Source organism: Haladaptatus sp. DYF46, assembly GCF_021083305.1.
Taxonomy (GTDB): Archaea; Halobacteriota; Halobacteria; order Halobacteriales; family Haladaptataceae; genus Haladaptatus.
In genome coordinates, this window is record NZ_JAJFAY010000001.1 from 569,372 (window position 1) to 587,817 (window position 18,446).

Consider the following 18,446-nt stretch of genomic DNA (forward strand, 5'->3'; position numbering starts at 1 on the left):
GTATGACCTCCACCAAGGGAGACGTCGCTGTGTCTTGGGAGAATTTCCGATAGTCCCGGGCGGCGTTCGACATTCGATGTTCGCATCTTGAGCGTTGAGGGCACTGATTTCGACGTTTTGTCGCTTCTCGACCTGCCTGTTCGGATTATTGGTTTGAACCCATATCAAGCGGATCATGCTTCCCTCTCTGATTCACTACTTACCAGTCCGAGTCGGGGTTGTCTCATTACTTTTGACTCTCTCAACTCGAAACAGCACAGTACAGAATCGGCGATGGGCACTAGCCCGACATTCTTCGAACACGCAACTCGCCGAACGGATGGAGCGGGTCGAGGAGAAGCTAGACCATACGACCAACGTCCTCGAACGTATAGACACGTCGTTGAACGAGGAGGTGGATGATATCGAGTCACGGGTCGAGGAGATCGAGCCGTGGTCGGTTCGTTTTCGTTTCCTCTATCGTGGTGGGAAGTGTGTAGGCGGATTGCTGGCAGGTGGTGGAGTAGTTGGGAAAACAATCGGTATATTCTAGAGTAATCTGTTTGAAATTGTGTGAAAAGGATACCTTGCTAAGAACTCTCCAACTGTCGTGTGATTGGTAGTTGTTTGATGCAGGTTAGCTATCTAGCACGATTCTTCTAACTTTTAGATACCACAGCCACTTTTACCGTTCAGCGGATGTGCCAACAAAAAATCAGCGCCGATCGGGGCGACAGGCAGTCCGGACATCCAAACGGTCGCTGCGTCAATCCCAGTCGATTTCTTCCCACCCTTCGAAGTGTTTGATTCGGAGTTTCAATTCAAATTCGTCCCATCCACAGTTGTCATAGAGGAATTGGACCAGTGAACCGAATTCGCCGTTATCGAGCATGATTCCCCGGTTCCCGTGGTCGATAATAAATGATTGTCGTCGGACGATTTCGAGGGCTTTCTTCGCGTCACCACCTTTGTGCGGGGGATAAGACGCTTTATTGAGAACCACGTCAGCGGGAAGTGGTTTCCCATATCCGTGGTTAGTAACGAGGACACGAATAATAGAACAAACTAGTTCTGTGTCTTTCATGTAAATTACATGGGAGTAAGAGTTAATAAACATTGCTACTTTAAAGTAGTGATATGAATACTTTGAGCGGTGTCTAGTATGCCAATATTTATGTTCTAGCCTTACTTTGGTGTAGTTATGAGCAAACCAGGTATGGATGCTAAAACCGCGAATGACATGACCACAAAAGAGCAACGCCTAGCCTATCCGTCCGGCTGGTTGTATCTCTGTCAGCATGAGAGTGTTCACTTGATGCTTGATGCACTCCTCCAGGTTGATCCCAGAAAGGAGTTCAACAAGACTGAGTTAGCAGAATTCGCGGGTGTCAGTACCCAGAGTGTCCGACGGCACATAGGAAGACTTGTCGAGCTAGGTATTGTTGAGGAGACAGCTAACGGTCGCAGATACCACTATAATCTTGAGAGCAAGACTGGCCAGCTCGTGGCTGAATTGAATGCAGAGATCAACGCAATTGGTGCAGGTCGAGCGGATGAAGAATAGACAGGTGGTCTTCGATAACTGAACAATCCTATCTTCTTGCCGCACCGCGGACAGGTGCGACTCATGCAGCACCACCTCTGCGAGAGAAGCCACTATGTTTCGGGAGGACTAATGTAAAATTCCAGATAGTCCCGGGCGGATTCGAACCGCCGTCAATGGCTGTCTTCCGCGACTGGAACACCAGTCACGTCCAAAGGCCATTATGATTGGCCGCTACACCACGGGACTTCGCTCACTTCGTTCGTTCGTCCCGTGTACCTCGCAAATCCGATGGATTTGCTCACCACCACGGGACTGCTCATCCCGTGAGATTCACAGTTTCTTCGAAACTGCTCACCACCGGGAGCCGACAAGTCGGCTCCCGAGCCTCGCCTCACTTGGTTCGGCGAGACACCACGGGACTTTGTTCGTTTCACTCACGGAGTCCCGTGTACCTCGCAAATCCGATGGATTTGCTCACCACCCCGGGACTTCGTTCGCTTGCCCTCCCTTAGGAAGGCTACGTCGTCACGTAATTCGGGCGGCTACTTGAACGTAACGCAACTGTCTCGCCGGGAAATCCGATAGCCCCGAGTCAGTCCGCGTGTCCGTCCTCGACCAAGTACGTGCACATGTCCTCGTTGGCGTGGAAGCAATCGGGACACTGTGGCTCCCGGTCGATGATGGTGTCGAGTCGGGCCGCCACCGTCTCGTCGATGACGCTTTCGAGCTGTTTCGCCTCGGTCCGGAACTCGTCCACTTCGAGGACGTTGGCGAGGAAGCGCTCCAGGATACAGTAGGTCTGAAGGGCGTCGCTGGCACGCGTTTCCCCTTCCTCGGTGAGCGTCGCGCCGCGATACTTCTCGTGTTCGACCAACCCGCGCTCTTGGAGTTTACCGACCATCTCGTTGACGCTGGCTGGACTCACGCCGAGTTGATCCGCGAGGGCACCGGTTGCCGCCGGGCCGTCGTTGATGCGCTGGACGAGGTAAATCGCCTTCAGATATTGGTCTGCTGTGTTCATTTGCTGGCCTCCATCAGGTTCGCGACTTCTTCGACTCCCGTCGCCTCCTCCGCTCGAATCGAAGAAAGGGTTTCGAGCAGTCGGTCGTGGTTGACTCCGAACTCCGTCTCGCTCGCTTCGATGGCGACGATGAGGTCGTCGTAGAACTTATACGCCGTCTCCTCGCCGTGCAGTTGGTCGTAGAGCACGCCGTCGAAATCGTCGGGCGCGGTCTGGGCGTACTGCTCGCCCACCAGCAACTCTATCTCCTCGAACGGAATCGTTTCGGCATCGAGCTCGTCGATGAGCGATTCGAGACGTTTTCGGTGTTCTGCTGATTCCTCGCGCGCTTCTTCGAGCAGTTCGCGCACATCCTCGTGGAGCTCGTCCCGCTCCTCGGAGGGCAGGGTTTCGAAATGGCGCGCGGCCCGTGCTTCGACGACTTCTTCCAACACGACGCCGATCTGGAGCAAGCGCGCGAGTTGGCGGTCCGACGAGACGCGCTGACTCACACTCATGGCTGGGGAAAGGAGGTGGGGAAACTTAACACTCCCTGATGTGACCGCGCGAAAAAGACCGAAAGCGAGTTCGAGCGAAAAGGACCGTCGTCAGTAGTCGAGTCGTTCGACGATTTTCGCGTCGAGGTCCTCGCGGAGTTCCTCGACTTCGACTTCGTCCAAGACGGGGACGAAGAACCCTTCCACGAGCATGTTCTTCGCCAGCGAGTCCGGCACGCCGCGCGAGGTCATGTAGAACAGGTCCTCCTCGTCGACCTGTCCGACGGTCGCGGAGTGGCTGGCCTCGGTGTCGTGGTTGTTGATGATGAGCTTCGGCGAGGCGTCGGCTTCGCTCTGATCCGAGAGCATCAGCGTGTTCTCACGCTGGTAGGAACTCGTGTCCCATGCGTCCTTGCCGACGTCCTGCACACCCTCGTAGACGGAGCGCGCTTCGTCGTCGAGGACGCCGCGCGTCACGAGGTCGGCCGTCGTGTGCTCGTTCTTGTGCCAGACGCGAGCGGCGACGTCGAAGTGCTGGTCGTCGTGTCCGAAGAACGCGCCGACGGTCTTCGTCTCGGAGCCCTCGCCGTCGAGGGTCGTTTCGACGGAGGACTTGGTGAGACGCGACCCGATGTTCCCCTCGATCCAGTTGACGGACGCGTGGTCCGCGGCGGTGCCGCGTTTCAGCGTGTAGGTGTACGTCTCCTCGTCGACGTCCTGCAGGGAGCCGTACTGGACGTGGCTGTTCTCGCCGGCCGCGATTTCGACCAGACCGCTGTAGTAGCGCTCACCGTCCAGTTCCTCGCTCTCCTGGCGCTCCAGAATCGTCACCGAACTCGATTTCTCGGTGACGACGAGCGTGTAGTTGAAGAGCGACTGGCTCTGCATCGTCGTCCGAATCGTCACGTCCTCCGCGTCGACGCCCTCGGGGACGTAGACGAGCGTGCCGGACGTGAACAGCGCCGCCGAGAGCGCCGTCAGGTAGTTCTCCTGCGGGTCGATGACCGAGCCGAAGTACTCCTCGACGATCTCTTCGTGTTCGTCCAGCGCGTCGGACAGCGAGAGGACGGAGACGCCCTCGGGTTCGACGCGCTCTTTCTCCTCTGCCGCCGACAACGGGTCGACGAAGCTGTCGTAGTCGAGCGCGTCGAGGTTCGTCCAGTCGCGCCCCGGCGTGCGGATGACGTCGGGCATGTCGAGTTCCGAAAGCGCATCGAGCGCTTCGAGACGCGTTTCGAGCAGCCAGTCGGGTTCGTCGAGGTCGTCCGAGATTTCGCGGACGGTCTCCTCCGAGAGGGTGCTGTGAACCTGCGTGCTCATCCGAGACTGCCCTCCATTTCGAGTTCGATGAGGCGGTTGAGTTCGACCGCGTACTCGATGGGGAGTTCCTCGGTGATGGGTTCGATGAACCCGCTCACGATCATCTGTTTCGCGTCGTCGTCGTCGAGACCGCGGCTCTGGAGGTAGAAGACGTCCTCGTCGCCGATCTTCCCGACGGTCGCCTCGTGGGCGACGTTGACGCGGTTCTCGTTGATCTCCATGTACGGCATGGTGTCCGACGTGGACTCGTTGTCGAACATCAGCGCGTCACACTCGACGGACGTGGACGAGTCCACCGCGCCTTCGCTGATGTGGACGAGGCCGCGGTAGTTCGTGCGGCCGCCGTCCTTGCTGATGGACTTCGACTCGATGGTCGAGTTGGTGTTCGGCGCGTTGTGGTAGACCTTCGCGCCGGTGTCGATGTTCTGTCCCTCGCCCGCGAAGGCGATGGAAATCTGGTTCGCGGACGCGCCGCGACCCTTGAGGATCGAACACGGGTAGAGCATGGTGGATTTCGACCCCATGCTTCCCGAGACCCACTCCATGCGGCCACCGGCTTCGACGATGGCGCGCTTCGTGTTGAGGTTGTACGTGTTCTTCGACCAGTTCTGCACGGTCGAGTACTGCACGTGAGCGTCGTCGCCGACGAACACCTCGACGCCGCCGGAGTGGAGGTTGAACGCGGAGTATTTGGGAGCGGAACAGCCCTCGATGTAGTGGACTTCGCTGCCCTCTTCCGCGATGATGAGCGTGTGCTCGAACTGCCCCATCCCCTCGGAGTTCATGCGGAAGTACGCCTGCACCGGCATCTGCACGGTGACGTCCTCCGGGACGTAGACGAACGACCCGCCGGACCAGACCGCACCGTGGAGCGCCGCGAACTTGTTGTCGCTCGGCGGCACGCACTTCGTCATGAAGTACTCTCGGACGAGGTCCTCGTGCTCCTGGACCGCCTGGTCCATGTTGCAGAAGACGACGCCCTTTTCCTCCCACTGTTCCTGCATGTTCTGGTAGACGACTTCGGACTCGTACTGGGCACCGACGCCGGAGAGCGCGTTTCGCTCCGCCTCCGGGATACCGAGTTTGTCGAAGGTGTCCTTGATGTCGTCCGGGAGGTCGTCCCAGTCGTCCGCGCCGCCGCGTTTGTCCACGTCGGGGCGGATGTAGGGAACGATTTCCTCGACGTCCAGTCCCGAGAGGTCGGGCTGGCCGGGCCAGTCCGTCGGCATGGGCATGTTCTGGTAGTGTTCCAGTGCGCGGAGACGCCGCTGGAGCATCCATTCGGGTTCGTCCTTGTCCTCGCTGATGAGGCGGACGACCTCTTCGGTCAGCCCCTTGTCGGACTTGACCGCGGCCCGCTGTTCTTTCTTGAACTCGAACCGTTCTTCCGTATCTGTCTCTTTCAAGTGGTCCTGATCTGAACTCATACTAACACCTTATGCGGTCTCGTAGACCTGGTCGCGGACCCAGTCGTATCCCTTGTCTTCGAGTTCTTCGGCGAGTTCCGGGCCGCCTTCCTTGACGATTTCGCCGTCGAGCATGATGTGGACCGTGTCGGGTTCCACGTAGTCGAGGATACGCTGGTAGTGGGTAATCTGGAGGATGCCAGTTCCCTGCTCGTCGCGGAGCGCGTTGATTCCGTTCGATACGTCCTGCAGTCGGTCGATGTCCAGCCCGGAGTCGATCTCGTCCAGCACCGCGATGGACGGTTCGAGGATGGCGGCCTGCAACACTTCGTTCTGCTTCTTCTCACCGCCGGAGAACCCGGCGTTGAGGTAGCGCATCGCGAACTTCTCGTCCATGTCGAGAAGCTCCATCTTCTCCTTGAGGAGTTGCTGGAACTCGGCGACGCCGACTTCGCCCTCGTCCGCCGGGCCTTCCATCGGACTCGTGTCGTAGCCCGACTCTTCTTCCTCGTCCTCAGTTTCGTCCTCCTCACTGAAGAGGTCTTCGCGCTCTTCGAGCTTCGCGTTGAGCGCCGTGCGGAGGAAGTTGGACATCGTGACGCCCTCGATTTCGGCGGGGTACTGGAACGCGAGGAAGACGCCGAGCGCCGCGCGCTCGTTCGGTTCCAGTTCGAGGAGGTTCCACGTGCGCATGTCCTCGGGAATCTCGATGTCGCCGAACTCACCCTCTTCGAGGTGTAACAGTACCTCTCCCTCGGTGACTTCGTACGCGGGATGTCCCGCGATAACTTTCGATGTCGTCGATTTGCCGCTGCCGTTCGGTCCCATCAACGCGTGAATCTCGCCGGATTCGACTTCGAGATCGACGCCGTTGAGGATCTTTTCGCCTTCTTCCACGACCTCTGCGTGGAGATTTTTCAGTTCGAGCGTTGCCATTGTTAGGGTCACCTAAGTCATATGGAGCAAGGGTAGGTCGTCCCATAACCGTTTCGCATTCCTGTGCAATCGGTTTCCGGAAAGAAAAAAATTGTTTTCCAGTGTGAAAGCACATCGATTACTTTCGTAGATCTGAGTTGGGGAAAAAGATATCTGTCGTTCACATGAAACTGCTGAGGCCGGTCTGTTGCTGGCCCGTCTTCACTTCCTCCCAGGAGATGTCGAGCGCTTCCAACACCCGTTCGATGGGACCTTTGAGCGTCTTATCGAGCATCTTGTCCCAGTCCACTTCGAACTCCTCGGGAATCTGGTCCGCGTACTCGAAGCAGATGACGTCCTGTTCGTGTTTGAACTCGCCGTACAGCGTGTCCGGACGCGCGTCGAAATCCCCTTCTCTCTCGATTTTCTCGAAGTACGACGGATGGACCTTCTTCAGGTAGAGGCGTTTGGGCTTGCTCCCGCGCTGGAAGTTGGTTCCGAGGAGGAGGTTCGCGTACTTCGCACCGCGCACCTGTGCCGTGTCGGTGTCGTAGTTGTCGAGTCGTTTCCCGATGCCGCCCGGAATGGCGACTTCGTTCAAATCGACGTTCCCGTCCTGAAAGTTCACGATGATGTCGTGGACGTACTCCTTTACGTCGTCCAAGTCCTCTCCCGTGACGATCATCTCGATGACTTCCCGCTGGACTTCCTTCGTGATGGGCGCGATGTCCGAGCGCTTGTACTCGAAGCCCGTGATGTCGATGTCGTCTACGTCCTTGCCCTCCTTCCAGACGATGTAGCCGGCGTAGCGCTTCTTCTTGCCCGCTTGGAAGAAGCGACGGTACAGTTTCTCGAACTCGATTTGGAAGCGGTGTTCGTTCGCGTTCAACTCCTCGCGCGCGAACTCGTCGTAGCGGGCGTTGATGTGGTCCTCGATTTCGAAGGACTGGTCGATGGCGTCGTCCTTCGCGATGTCTCCGCCGAGTTCGAGCATGACCGAGTCCGTGTCACCATATGCCACTTTGTAGTCGATTTCGTTCGCCGCGGTCTCCGTGAACTCGATGACCTCCCGCCCGGTGGCGGTGATGGCCGCACCCATCTCCTTGTCGTAGAGACGGAACCGCTCCCATCCCAGCACGCCGTAGAGCGAGTTCATGATGACCTTCACTGCTTGTTGCTGTTGGTCGTAAATCTCGTACTCGGCGCTGTTCGGGTCGTGTTCGTTCCGGAGCGCCTTCTTTTCCTCGCGCTCGCTTAACGTCTCGTTGATAATCTCCCGAACGATTCCGTCCGGTTCCTTCCGGAAGTGACTCCCGTTCGGCGCGACGTACGTGTCACCCTCGTACACGTCGGGGTTTACCGACGTTTCCGGCGATAGATTCAGCGTCACCATACACATCGGGTACAGCGACTTCAGGTCGAGCACCGTGACGTTCTCCTTGACGCCGGTAATCGGTTCGAACACCGCGCCACCCTCGTAATCCTCTGCCTCGAACTGCCCCTTCGACGGAAGCGCGAACTGACCGTGGGCCTTATGGAGGACGTACACGTCCACCGCGTCGCCGGGCGTCGTCGCGTCTTCGAGTTTACACCCGACGAACGACGCGACTTCCCGCCAGAAGGAGACGATGTCCTGTTTTCTATCGAGTTCGACACAGAGTTCCACGTCGCGAACGTTGTACTCCAACAGTCGCACCGGGTTCTGCTCCCAGAGGTCCCCGATGTCTCCCGCATAGCGCTCCTTCCCGACGCCGAGTTCGACTTCTCCGACCGCGTCGAGGCGGTACGAATCGAGTTCGCTGAACTGGGTCCGTTTGTACGCATAGAGCAGGTCGAAGACGACCCGGCCTTTCACCGTCGGGCCGCCCCAGTCGCTCCGCCAGACCTCGTTCACGCGCGAAAGTCGGTTGTAGTTGAGGTCGTAGTCGTGGTGCGGTCCCTCCAACCGTTCGAGCCTGTCGAGGAAGTACGGCGCGTCGAAGTCCTCGAAGTTCCACCCCGTGAGCACGTCCGGGTCGGTTTCGTCGATGTAGTCGAGGAACGCCGACAGCATCGCTTCCTCTTCTTCGAACGCTCGAACCTCGATGGTCGGTTCCTCCCGGAGGGGTTCGTAGTCGGGGAGGTCGGTCGGTGGGGTGCTATCCCCGTCAGGCGCGTCGAACACCCACGCGACGTACTCGTCGAGATAGGAGTCGTGGCTGGTGAGACAGATGATCGGTTCCTCCCCATCCTCGGGGAATCCGGAGCGGTCGTCGACCTCTATGTCGAAGGTGTGGACGCGGAGGTTCGCCTGCACGTCGGCCGCTTCGACTTCGCTCTCCTGCACGACGATCGCCCCGTCCTCGCGGCGGCGCTCGGGAAGCCGAATCCCGCTTTTGATGTCCTTGTCGATGAGGAAGCGGTTGGGAAAGAGGATGTCCGCTTCGAAGTGGTCGAACTCGTCGCGGATGTTCCCCACGTCACGCGGCGTCCGACCGAATATTTTCGTCAACCGCTCGCCGCGGATGCTCTCGTAGCCTTCCTCTGACCCCGTGATTCGCCCGTCGTTCAGTTTCCCGTCGTTCAACGTCTCCGTCGGCGCGTAGAAGTACGGCCGAAACCCGACGACTCGAACGTGCTGCTGTTCGTCGTCCGACGTTCGCCCGAACACGTGGATGATGGGCTCTTCCTCGTCACCACTGCCGTCGATGGTGTAATCGACCTGCGTCACCGCTAGCTCGATGGTTCCCTGTGATTCGGGGAGCCAATCCTTGTCGGCGTCCACGACGTTCGCCGTCGTCGATTCGTTCCCCGCAACGGCGTGGGCTTCTGCCGCGGGACGCTTTTCTCCACCCGCGAAGTCACCAAGCCCAGATTGAGTCATGTCGATTGTTTTTGGTGCTTCTCGGTAAAAACCCTCCCGTTTGGGCCAGTCGGATGTAGGGAAAGAGATTTAATGTGTTAACTCATAGCACAGGATGAGGTCAAGCCAATGTCTGACCGTGCAACAGAAGACGGAACGCTGGACCGCGCAGAAACCGAACTTCCGGTTCCCGACGAACCGATGAGTTCGATCGAAGCCTATGAGACGGAAGACGGCGTCGTATTCTACGACGCTAACAACCCCCTTGGATGGCTGAAGGCGTCCAGCACGGTCACGTTAGAAAAACACGTCTGAATCGACTCCGAACGCTTTTCCCTTTTACAGACGAACGACGAGCCACGGTGTTCGACAGATTCGGTCACGACGACGAGGGGTCCGAAGACCCGGGTGACGCCCCGGAAGCTGACATGATTCCGACGGTCGAGGACCCATCGGAACGGCTTCGCGTCGAAGGCCCGTCCGTTCGTGACTACAGCGAGGTGGACGCCGACCCGGAACTCCAAAAGGAGTTCTGGGCGCAAGTTCTCCTCTTCAACATCGCCCTCTTCTGTCTCAGCCTCGGCATCATGCTCGTCGTGTTTCGGGGACAATGGACGTTCGGCGGCGGCCTCCTCGCTATCGGCCTGTTCGCGTTCGGACGCGGCTACCGCCGATACCGTTCCGTCCAGAAGGACTAACCGTTCGCCAGCGCTACTCCGAGCCATGCGAACCGTCCGCGACGAATCGGGACGCCGGTATCTGCTCGTCAAGCAGTCGGACGAATCGAGCCTCGTCCGTGACCCGCGGACGGGGGACGAACGCTACCTCGAAAACGACCGCCTCGATTCGGTCTCCGGAGAGTCGCCGCTCGAAACGTCGGCACGACGGGTTTCGTCGCCGGTCAGACGAATCCTCACTGCCGTCCCGAACGACCGGGCACTCGGCCTGTTGATCGAGTTCTACGACCGCGGCCCCGTTCCGGCGCGGTCGATAGTCTCGGCATACGACCTCTGTGAAAGCGACCTGCACGGATTGCTCGCCGAATTCCGCGCGGCGGGACTCATCGAAGAGCGAAAAATCGCGGGCGAACGCGGCTACGGCTTGACCGATATCGGAACGGACGGAGTAGCGTCGTTAGTCGGCGACACCGAGGAGTGATTCCCTGTCCTCGACGTGCGACCGGTTGGTCGTCGAATCTTTCTCCACGCGCACGAGGTTGTCAGCGCCGCCGACCAACTCGTCGTCGTGGCTGACCACGATTATCTGCTCGACGCCCAACTCGCGCATGGATTCGACGAGTTCCACCAACTGCGAGACGTGCCCCGAATCGAGGAACACCGTCGGTTCATCCAGAATGAGCGGCGGCATGGGTGCGCTTCCCTCGATTCCCTCCGCGAGCAGGCGATAAATCGCACATCGTAAACTCAAATTGAACAGCGCCCGTTCCCCGCCCGAGAGCTGTTCCGGTTCGAGCGGTTCGCCGTCCTTCTGGTAAATCGTGAGTCGGTACTCGCCGTCGAGCGCGATGCGCGCGTACGAGTCGTTCTGGTAGACGAGGTCGAACACCTCGTTCAACATCCGCTCCAAACTCACGACGTTTCGTTGGCGGAGTTCCGCCCTGAGGTCGCCGTACATCGACTGCAAGTCGGCGGCTTCGTCGTACACCGATTCGAGCGCTGAAACCCGTTCTTCGATATCGTCACGACGGTCACGAAGCTCCTCCAACTCCTCGATTTCGCCGCGAACGCCGCCGATTCGGTCGATGAGGTCGTCCCGTCGTTCACGCAGCGAGGAGAGTTCGTCCGTCACCCGTTCGAGGTAGTTCTCCGCCCGCTCCTTGTCGTTTCGCGCCTGTTCGACCGCCGACTCATCGTAGGCGTCGCGGAGTTCCGACTGACGTGCGCGTTTGTCCGAGAGGGTCTCCCGGCGCTGGTCGTTGAGTTCTTCCAAATGACTTCGTTTTTCGGCGAGGCGGTCGAGTTCGGACTCCGCGTCCGCTTTCTTCCCCCGTATCGTCCGTATCCGTTCGACTCGGGTTCGACGGTCGGCCACCGCTTCTCGTTCCCCTTCCAAGCGTTCGACCTCCTCGCGCTGCGTTTCGGCTTTCGCTTTCAGTTCCGCCGCCGATTCCTTGCGCTCCGCCGCGTCGGATCGGAGCATCTTCGCTTCCTCCCGGAGTTGTTCGGCCTCCTCTCGTTTCTCCCGAATCGCGTTCTCCCTGTCCTCGACCAGTTGCTCGACGTTCTCCCGGTTGTTTCGACGCTCTCGAACGCGGTTTTCCGCCGTGAGGAGTTCCTCCCCTTCCTCGATTCGCGCTTCGAGACGCGTCCGTTTCTCACGAAGCGTTTCGACTTCGTCCCGCAGTTCCGACACTCGTTCCCGGTCCTCGTCTATCGTATCGACGTGTGGGGACTCCTCGACGGGTTGTCCACATTCCGGGCACTTTCCGGCATCCAAGAGACGCTCCGCCTCCTCGACTCCTTCTTTCGCTGTCCGAAGGTTCGCACGGGCGTTCGTCTCCGCCTCGCGGCAGTCCGCGAGGTCCGAGCGGAGCGATTCGAGGTGCTCTTCGGCCGCCCCGAACTCGACCGGCGCGTCCGCGAAGCGTTCGCGGTACGATTCGATTTCGTCGTCGATTTCGGTCAGTTTTTCGCGGCGGTTTTCGAGTTCCGACGTCGCCTCCTCGACATCGTCGTCGAGTCGGTTCGCCCGCTCTCGCGTCTCCGTCGCCCGCGATTCGAGGTCTGCCACGCGCTCGCCGAGGTTCGACGCTTGATTGTCGAACATCTGGGCTTTCATGCGATGATCTTCGAGTTCTTCCGCGAGCGACTCGTCCTCGTCGTCGAGTGCTTCGAGTCGTGAATCGAGGGCCTCCTCGTCGGCGGTTTCGAGGTCCGTTTCGCCGAGGAGTTCTTCGACATTCGATTCCAGTTCCGCGATGGTCTCCCGTACGTCGCTCGCCCGCTTGCGGCAGTTTTCGCGTTCGTTCTCCGTCTCGGTTATCCCGTCCTGAAGCGACTCGATGTCCGTTTCGAGGGAAGCCAATTCTTCCCGCTTTTCCGCGGACGTTTCGAGGACGGTTTCGGCGTTTTCGAGCGTTTCGCGCGCATTGTCACGGTTCCCTTCGTACCGTTCTATTTCCGATTCCGTCTCGTTTCGCTTCGATTCGAGGTCGTTCAACAGGCCGTGGAGGTTCTTTTCCTCCTTCTTCTCGATTTGTGATTCGAGTTCGGAGTAGCTTCCCCGCCGGTCGTCGAGGACGCTTTTGACGCCGAGTCGGGCGTCGCTCGCGCGTTCACGGTACTCCTCCAGTTTGCCGAGTTGGAGGAGGTCGTCTATCATGTCTTGGCGCTGTGACGGGGTGGCGTTGATGAGTTTGTTCACCTCGCCCTGTCGGACGTATGCGCAGTTGACGAACGCCTCCGCGTCCATGCGAAACAGGTTGACGATGTGGGCACGCACGTCGCGGGCACCGTCGAGGGTTCCGTCGGGCGTTTCGAGGACGCACTTTGCGGTTTGAGCCGAGTCGCCCGTCGCACGGATCCGGCGGTGAACGTGGTAATTTCCGCCCGCGTGCGCGAACCAGAGTTCGACCTCCGCGTCCTCCGCGCCGATGGTGACGACGTCTTCGAGCGTCCTGTCGAGCGCTCGTGCTCCGTACAGCGCGAAAAAGCACGCTTCGAGGAGCGAGGATTTCCCGCTCCCGTTGAGTCCGTGGATGACGGTGACTCCCGAATCGAGGGAGAGGTCCGCATCCTCGTAACATTTGAAGTTGGACAGCCGAACGCGTTCGAACTTCACAGGTAGTCCTCCATGGATATCTGTCCGTCAATCTCGGCGTCGTCGGTGTCCGCCGTGTCGGCCTCCTCGTCGGTAGCGCTGGCCGAGTCGTCCACCGCGGCACTACCCTCCTCGGAAGCCGTCTCCGAATCCGCGACGGCCTCCGCGGGCGGGGTTTCTTGGGGTGACGGCTCTTTCGCGGGAACGTTTTCGGACGACGACTCCTTCGATTCGTCCTCGTTGTCCGTGTCGCCCGTCTCATCACCGTCCGAGCGCACCGAAACCGAGAGGGTTTCCGTGTTCGTCTTCCCTGCTTCGCCGTCACCCGCGTCCGATTCTGCTGCGTCGGGGTCGTCCCCTTCCGCGGGTTCGAACGCCGCGAGGGTTTCGGAGATCTGGGTCGAAACGTGTTCTTCGACCGCGTCCCGAACGTTCGCGTCCGCGACCTTGCTCGCGCGGACGATCTCGTCCACCGCGTGGGCCGTCTCGCTGAGTCCCATCTCGCGGACGCGCTCGCGAACCGCGTCGTCCGGGTCGGCGAACGAAACCGAGAGGTCTTCGGTTTCGGATTCGATTTCGCGCCGGTCGGTCACGCGGGCGACGAGCGCGCCTTCGTTCGTGGCGAACTCCTCGACCCGCGCGGGAGTCACGTCGGTTCCTTCGCCCTCGATGGAGACGAGAACGACGGCGTCGTCCACGTCGTGTTCACGAATCGCCTCCCGGACGAAGTCGATGCCGTCCTCCTCGGCGAGGCTGACGGAGACGTATTCGAAATCGCGTGTCGGAATGCCGCGCCGGGTGATGGTCACGTCCTCCTCGAAGTGGACTATGTTGTACCCCCGGTCGTCGCGCTCGCTCGCGCTCGCGCGCTCGGTCGAACCGCAGTAGGTCACCCACGCGTCGGCGACCCGCTCCTTCTCGGATTGGTGGTTGTCGCCGAGCAACATCGCGTCGAAATCGACCGACGCCTCGGTCAGGACGCGTTCGGCGTCCCAGTCACCGAAGTCGAACGGCTGAAAGAGGCCGTGTGCGACGAGCGCCGCGGCGTCCGCGTCGTGTGCCTCGAACTCGTAGTCGAGGTCGTCGCGTTTCGAGACCGGAACGTGATCCAATCCGTAGAAGGCGGTGTCGCCGACGAGAACCGGGGACGGTCCGAGTCGCGTCGCGAGCCCCAGGGTCTCGAAGAGGTCGAGCCACTGTTGGCCGTGCGTACTCTCGTGGTTCCCGACGATCGCGAGAAACGGGATGTCCGCCCGACGAAGTTTCCGGAGGACCGAAATCGTCCCGTGGAGGTCCACCAGTCCGGGTCTGCGGTCGTGGAACAGGTCGCCGGCGTGGACGACCGCATCCATTTCGTCCTCGATGGCGTCCTCGACGACCCGGTCGAACGCGGCAAGAAAATCGTCCCGTCGCTCGGGCGAATGATACTGACGATACCCGATGTGAGTGTCGCCCGTGTGAACCACCCGTGTCATTGATTCAGCGATACGTTCCAGCCTCATAAATTGTTTCCGTGACTGTCCCGTTTACATCCGCATGACGTTTCAGACGGCTCACATTCTTCCCGGTACGTTGGACGACCTCGCTGGCGAAGTTTCCGCCGACGAAAGCGACGAGTCGATTCCGGTGGATGCGCCGTTCACGGGGGAGCGAATCGGCGACGTCCCTGCCTGCGCTCCATCGGACGTGACCGCGGCGGTTGCGCGCGCTCGAACCGCACAGGGCGAGTGGTCGTCGTGGTCGGTGAACCGCCGGGCGGACGTCCTCCTGCGGTGTCACGACCTCGTGTTGGACCGACAGGACGAACTCCTCGACGTGATGGGTCTGGAAAGCGGAAAGGTCCGGCAGGACGGCTACGAGGAGGTCCTCGACGTGGCGACCAACGCCCGGTACTACGCCACGCGCGCGGAAGAACTGCTCCGGCCGCGACGGCGCGACGGGGCGATTCCGCTCGCCACGAAGACGATAGAATATCGGAAGCCCGTAGGCGTCGTCGGCGTCATCGCACCGTGGAACTACCCGCTCACGCTCGCCGTCTCGGACGCGATTCCCGCGCTCCTCGCCGGAAACGCGGTGGTGCTGAAACCCGCCGAGGAGACGCCGTTCTCCGCGTTGCTGGTCGCGAAACTGCTGCGGGAAGCGGGACTGCCGGCGGACGCCTTTCGGGTCGTCACCGGGCGAGGCGACGAGGTCGGTCCGGCGCTGATCGACGCCGTGGATTTCGTGAGTTTCACCGGCAGCACCGAGACGGGGCGAACCGTCGCGGAACGCGCGGGCGAAAATCTCGTGAAGTGCTCGCTCGAACTCGGGGGGAAGAACCCGATGGTCGTGCTGGACGACGCGGACGTGGCTGCTGCCGTCGAAGGGGCGATTCGGGGCTGTTTCACCAACGCCGGACAGCTCTGTCTCTCGTTCGAACGGTTGTACGTCCAAGACGGCGTGTACGATGAGTTCCGGCGGACGTTCGCGGAACGGACCCGCGAACTCTCGATGGCACCGTCGCTCGATTACGACGTGGAAGTCGGGTCGCTCGTCTCGGAACGGCAGTTCGAGAAGGTTCGGGAACACGTGGCGGACGCGGTGGACGAGGGAGCAACGGTCGTCGCCGGTGGAAACGCGCGCCCCGATGTCGGGCCGTACTTCTTCGAACCGACGATTCTGACGGACGTGACGGAGGAGATGACGCTGGCACGCGAGGAGACGTTCGGCCCGGTCGTTTCCCTGTCCGGGTTTTCCGAGGAGGAGGAGGGAATCGCGCTCGCCAACGACTCCGACCGGGGATTGAACGCGAGCGTCTGGACGACGGACACGGACAGAGGGTGGAGAATAGCCCGCGGAATCGACTGCGGAACGGTGGGAATCAACGACCCGTATCACGCGACGTGGGCGTCCGTCGATGCGCCGATGGGCGGGATGAAGGACTCGGGAATCGGCCGTCGTCACGGCCGGGAGGGAATGCGGAAGTACACCGAATCGCAAACGGTCGCCGAACAGCGAGTAGCCTCGCTCGCACCACCGCGGCGGGTCCCGACGAAATGGTACGCTCGTGCGATGTCGGGCGTGATGCGACTGTACAAGCGAATCGAGGAGGCTCGGTAGATGGACGTCTTCCTCGCCAAATTCCCCGGATTTCTCGACTCCGCGCTGACGAAGCGGTCGCTCGCTCGCGGGCGGATCATCGCCCGTCTCGTCCAACCGAAAAATCGACGGACGGCCGAGAGCGAGTAATCGAAGGAGAGCACGCCACCGTTCTCCGTCGGGAACACGGTGGTCTTCGGGCGTGACCGCCGGGTGGTCACGCCCGACGCGATACGTTGGCCGCGGTGGAAGGGAGCAGAACGGACAGCGAAGGAAGGTACGGAGTGATGGGACGGTGTGGAGGAGCGAACACTGCGAAACGTGAGAGTGGGAAACGACCACGGTTGGCCGTCGTTGGCCGCGGCATGAGATATAAACGCTCGGAATTCAGAGGTCGAGCGTGTAGAGGCGTTTTCGCGCGTCGGAGAAGGAAAATCGCGAGTCGACGAGGTCTTCCTCTTCGAGACGCGTCAGAGCGTAGCGAACGGTTCGCGGCGGCAACAGCGTTTCTTCGGCGAGTTGGCTTTGGGTCATCGTCTCGTTGTACTCCAACACCTTTGCGACTAGCTTCGCGCTCGGCGGCAAGTCGCGGATGGTCGCGGTCGAATCCACGTCTTGGAGCCGATTTTCGGTCGTTCGTGAAAGCTCTGGGGCGCTCATCACTTCCCCATTTTGAATACAGCATAATAATATTTCCCATTCTTTCATATTACCACTGGGAATTAAATACACGGCATATTTGATCGTACCAACAGGTCGGGCACCCGAAGCCTCTTAAGATGCAGGCCCTTATCCCCGAGTTGATGACCGATACTGTGGATGACGTAGAACTCCCCTACGACGAGGAGAGTACGTCACAACAGGAACAGATAGAAGCTCTCCAAGAGCGTCTCGATGTCCTCGAATCCCAGAACGAGGAGATGCGGGACAAACTTCTCGATGCGAACGCGGAGAACAACAAATATCAGCAGAAACTCGAACGACTCACCCACGAGAACAAGAAGCTGAAACAGTCGCCGCTGTTCGTCGCCACGGTTCAGGAGATAACCGAGGAAGGCGTCATCATCAAACAGCACGGCAACAATCAGGAGGCGGTTACGGAAGTGACCGAGGAGATGCGTGACGAACTCGACCCCGACGCGCGCGTCGCCGTGAACAACTCCCTCTCTATCGTGAAAACGCTGGACGACGAAACCGACGTTCGCGCTCGCGTGATGCAAGTCACGAAGAGCCCCGAAGTCACCTACTCGGACATCGGTGGCTTGGAGGAACAGATGAACGAGGTCCGCGAGACGGTCGAGATGCCGCTCGAAAACCCCGGCATGTTCGAACAGGTCGGTATCGAACCGCCGAGCGGCGTTCTCCTCTACGGCCCGCCGGGAACCGGGAAGACGATGCTGGCCAAGGCCGTCGCGAACCAGACCGACGCGACGTTCATCAAGATGGCCGGCTCCGAACTCGTCCACAAGTTCATCGGCGAAGGTGCGAAACTCGTCCGCGACCTGTTCGAGGTCGCACGCCAGCACGAACCCGCCGTCCTCTTCATCGACGAAATCGACGCCATCGCATCGAAGCGCACCGACTCGAAGACGTCGGGCGACGCCGAAGTGCAGCGGACGATGATGCAACTGCTCTCGGAGATGGACGGGTTCGAGGACCGCGGCGAAATCCGCATCATCGCGGCGACCAACCGCTTCGACATGCTCGACCGCGCCATCCTTCGACCGGGTCGCTTCGACCGCCTCATCGAAGTCCCGAACCCCGGCGAGGAAGGCCGCGAACAGATCTTCCGCATCCACACCCGCGACATGAACATCGCGGACGACGTGGACTACGAGCACCTCGCCGTCGAAGCGGGCGACGCGAGCGGTGCGGACATCAAGGCCATCTGTACCGAAGCCGGGATGTTCGCCATCCGCGACGACCGCACCGAAATCGCGATGCAGGACTTCGTCGACGCCCAGGAGAAGATAGAGCAGGAAGAAGAGGAGAACGACGAGGTTTCGAAGACGTTCGCCTGATTCGTTCGGGTTTCAACCTCGAACTCGGTGCGGTTCCTGTGAACCACCACGGTTCGGTTTTT

At 60.2% G+C, this 18,446-nt stretch carries 18 protein-coding genes and 1 tRNA gene; 8 read left to right on the forward strand and 11 right to left on the reverse strand.

Annotated elements, in window-relative coordinates:
* Positions 1 to 319: 319 nt before the first annotated feature.
* Entirely contained in the window at positions 320 to 532 is a 213-nt protein-coding gene (locus LJF34_RS03230) for a hypothetical protein (RefSeq protein WP_231183190.1), read from the forward strand.
* 213 nt (positions 533 to 745) lie between these two features.
* On the opposite strand, the gene LJF34_RS03235 is transcribed toward LJF34_RS03230, so the two are convergent.
* A complete protein-coding gene (locus LJF34_RS03235) occupies positions 746 to 1,063 on the reverse strand; it encodes a hypothetical protein (RefSeq protein ID WP_231183191.1) in 318 nt (105 codons plus the stop codon).
* Between the two features lie 117 nt (positions 1,064 to 1,180).
* Here LJF34_RS03235 and LJF34_RS03240 point away from each other — a divergent pair, with 117 nt between their 5' ends.
* Positions 1,181 to 1,543, forward strand: a complete 363-nt coding sequence (locus LJF34_RS03240) for a winged helix-turn-helix domain-containing protein (RefSeq protein WP_231183192.1) — start codon at positions 1,181 to 1,183, stop codon at positions 1,541 to 1,543.
* Between the two features lie 126 nt (positions 1,544 to 1,669).
* Here the strand turns inward: LJF34_RS03240 and LJF34_RS03245 are convergent.
* The 7 genes from LJF34_RS03245 to LJF34_RS03275 all read right to left on the reverse strand — a co-directional run bounded on the left by LJF34_RS03245 (position 1,670) and on the right by LJF34_RS03275 (position 9,526).
* Positions 1,670 to 1,771, reverse strand: a tRNA-Gln gene (locus tag LJF34_RS03245).
* 346 nt (positions 1,772 to 2,117) lie between these two features.
* Positions 2,118 to 2,546: a metal-dependent transcriptional regulator gene (locus tag LJF34_RS03250; protein WP_231183193.1), complete on the reverse strand. Its 429-nt coding sequence runs from the start codon at positions 2,544 to 2,546 to the stop codon at positions 2,118 to 2,120.
* The gene (locus LJF34_RS03255; protein ID WP_231183194.1) at positions 2,543 to 3,043 is read right to left on the reverse strand and encodes a ferritin-like domain-containing protein; all 501 of its coding nucleotides are present in this window, start codon (positions 3,041 to 3,043) and stop codon (positions 2,543 to 2,545) included. The genes LJF34_RS03250 and LJF34_RS03255 overlap by 4 nt, the downstream gene beginning before the upstream one ends.
* A 90-nt stretch (positions 3,044 to 3,133) precedes the next feature.
* Positions 3,134 to 4,342 (reverse strand): Fe-S cluster assembly protein SufD, encoded by a 1,209-nt coding sequence (sufD, locus tag LJF34_RS03260; RefSeq protein ID WP_231183195.1) that lies wholly within the window; start codon positions 4,340 to 4,342, stop codon positions 3,134 to 3,136.
* Positions 4,339 to 5,769 carry a Fe-S cluster assembly protein SufB gene (gene sufB / locus LJF34_RS03265; RefSeq protein WP_231183196.1) on the reverse strand — a complete coding sequence of 477 codons (1,431 nt, stop codon included), beginning with the start codon at positions 5,767 to 5,769 and terminating at the stop codon, positions 4,339 to 4,341. The genes sufD and sufB overlap by 4 nt, the downstream gene beginning before the upstream one ends.
* A gap of 9 nt (positions 5,770 to 5,778) precedes the next feature.
* Positions 5,779 to 6,684: an ABC transporter ATP-binding protein gene (locus LJF34_RS03270; protein ID WP_231183197.1), complete on the reverse strand. Its 906-nt coding sequence runs from the start codon at positions 6,682 to 6,684 to the stop codon at positions 5,779 to 5,781.
* A gap of 160 nt (positions 6,685 to 6,844) precedes the next feature.
* Positions 6,845 to 9,526, reverse strand: coding sequence for a DNA-directed DNA polymerase (locus LJF34_RS03275; RefSeq protein ID WP_231183198.1), 2,682 nt, complete (start codon positions 9,524 to 9,526; stop codon positions 6,845 to 6,847).
* Positions 9,527 to 9,634: 108 nt separating this feature from the next.
* On the opposite strand from LJF34_RS03275, the gene LJF34_RS03280 reads away from it, so the two are divergent.
* The 3 genes from LJF34_RS03280 to LJF34_RS03290 are packed head-to-tail and all read left to right on the forward strand — an operon-like array spanning position 9,635 to position 10,663.
* Positions 9,635 to 9,820 (forward strand): hypothetical protein, encoded by a 186-nt coding sequence (locus LJF34_RS03280; protein WP_231183199.1) that lies wholly within the window; start codon positions 9,635 to 9,637, stop codon positions 9,818 to 9,820.
* A 47-nt stretch (positions 9,821 to 9,867) separates the two neighbouring features.
* Positions 9,868 to 10,203 carry a hypothetical protein gene (locus LJF34_RS03285; protein ID WP_231183200.1) on the forward strand — a complete coding sequence of 112 codons (336 nt, stop codon included), beginning with the start codon at positions 9,868 to 9,870 and terminating at the stop codon, positions 10,201 to 10,203.
* A gap of 25 nt (positions 10,204 to 10,228) precedes the next feature.
* Positions 10,229 to 10,663, forward strand: coding sequence for a hypothetical protein (locus LJF34_RS03290; RefSeq protein WP_231183201.1), 435 nt, complete (start codon positions 10,229 to 10,231; stop codon positions 10,661 to 10,663).
* On the opposite strand, the gene rad50 is transcribed toward LJF34_RS03290, so the two are convergent.
* Positions 10,640 to 13,306, reverse strand: a complete 2,667-nt coding sequence (gene rad50 / locus LJF34_RS03295) for a DNA double-strand break repair ATPase Rad50 (RefSeq protein WP_231183202.1) — start codon at positions 13,304 to 13,306, stop codon at positions 10,640 to 10,642. The genes LJF34_RS03290 and rad50 overlap by 24 nt on opposite strands.
* A complete protein-coding gene (gene mre11, locus LJF34_RS03300) occupies positions 13,303 to 14,760 on the reverse strand; it encodes a DNA double-strand break repair protein Mre11 (protein WP_231183203.1) in 1,458 nt (485 codons plus the stop codon). Before mre11 ends, rad50 begins: the two co-directional genes overlap by 4 nt.
* A 61-nt stretch (positions 14,761 to 14,821) precedes the next feature.
* Here mre11 and LJF34_RS03305 point away from each other — a divergent pair, with 61 nt between their 5' ends.
* Positions 14,822 to 16,384, forward strand: a complete 1,563-nt coding sequence (locus LJF34_RS03305) for a succinic semialdehyde dehydrogenase (RefSeq protein WP_231183204.1) — start codon at positions 14,822 to 14,824, stop codon at positions 16,382 to 16,384.
* Entirely contained in the window at positions 16,385 to 16,513 is a 129-nt protein-coding gene (locus LJF34_RS28840; protein WP_255665596.1) for a hypothetical protein, read from the forward strand.
* A 237-nt stretch (positions 16,514 to 16,750) separates the two neighbouring features.
* Here the strand turns inward: LJF34_RS28840 and LJF34_RS03310 are convergent, their stop codons facing one another.
* Positions 16,751 to 17,023, reverse strand: coding sequence for a helix-turn-helix domain-containing protein (locus LJF34_RS03310; RefSeq protein ID WP_231183205.1), 273 nt, complete (start codon positions 17,021 to 17,023; stop codon positions 16,751 to 16,753).
* A gap of 143 nt (positions 17,024 to 17,166) precedes the next feature.
* On the opposite strand from LJF34_RS03310, the gene LJF34_RS03315 reads away from it, so the two are divergent.
* Positions 17,167 to 18,384, forward strand: a complete 1,218-nt coding sequence (locus tag LJF34_RS03315) for a proteasome-activating nucleotidase (protein ID WP_231183206.1) — start codon at positions 17,167 to 17,169, stop codon at positions 18,382 to 18,384.
* Positions 18,385 to 18,446 lie beyond the last annotated feature (62 nt).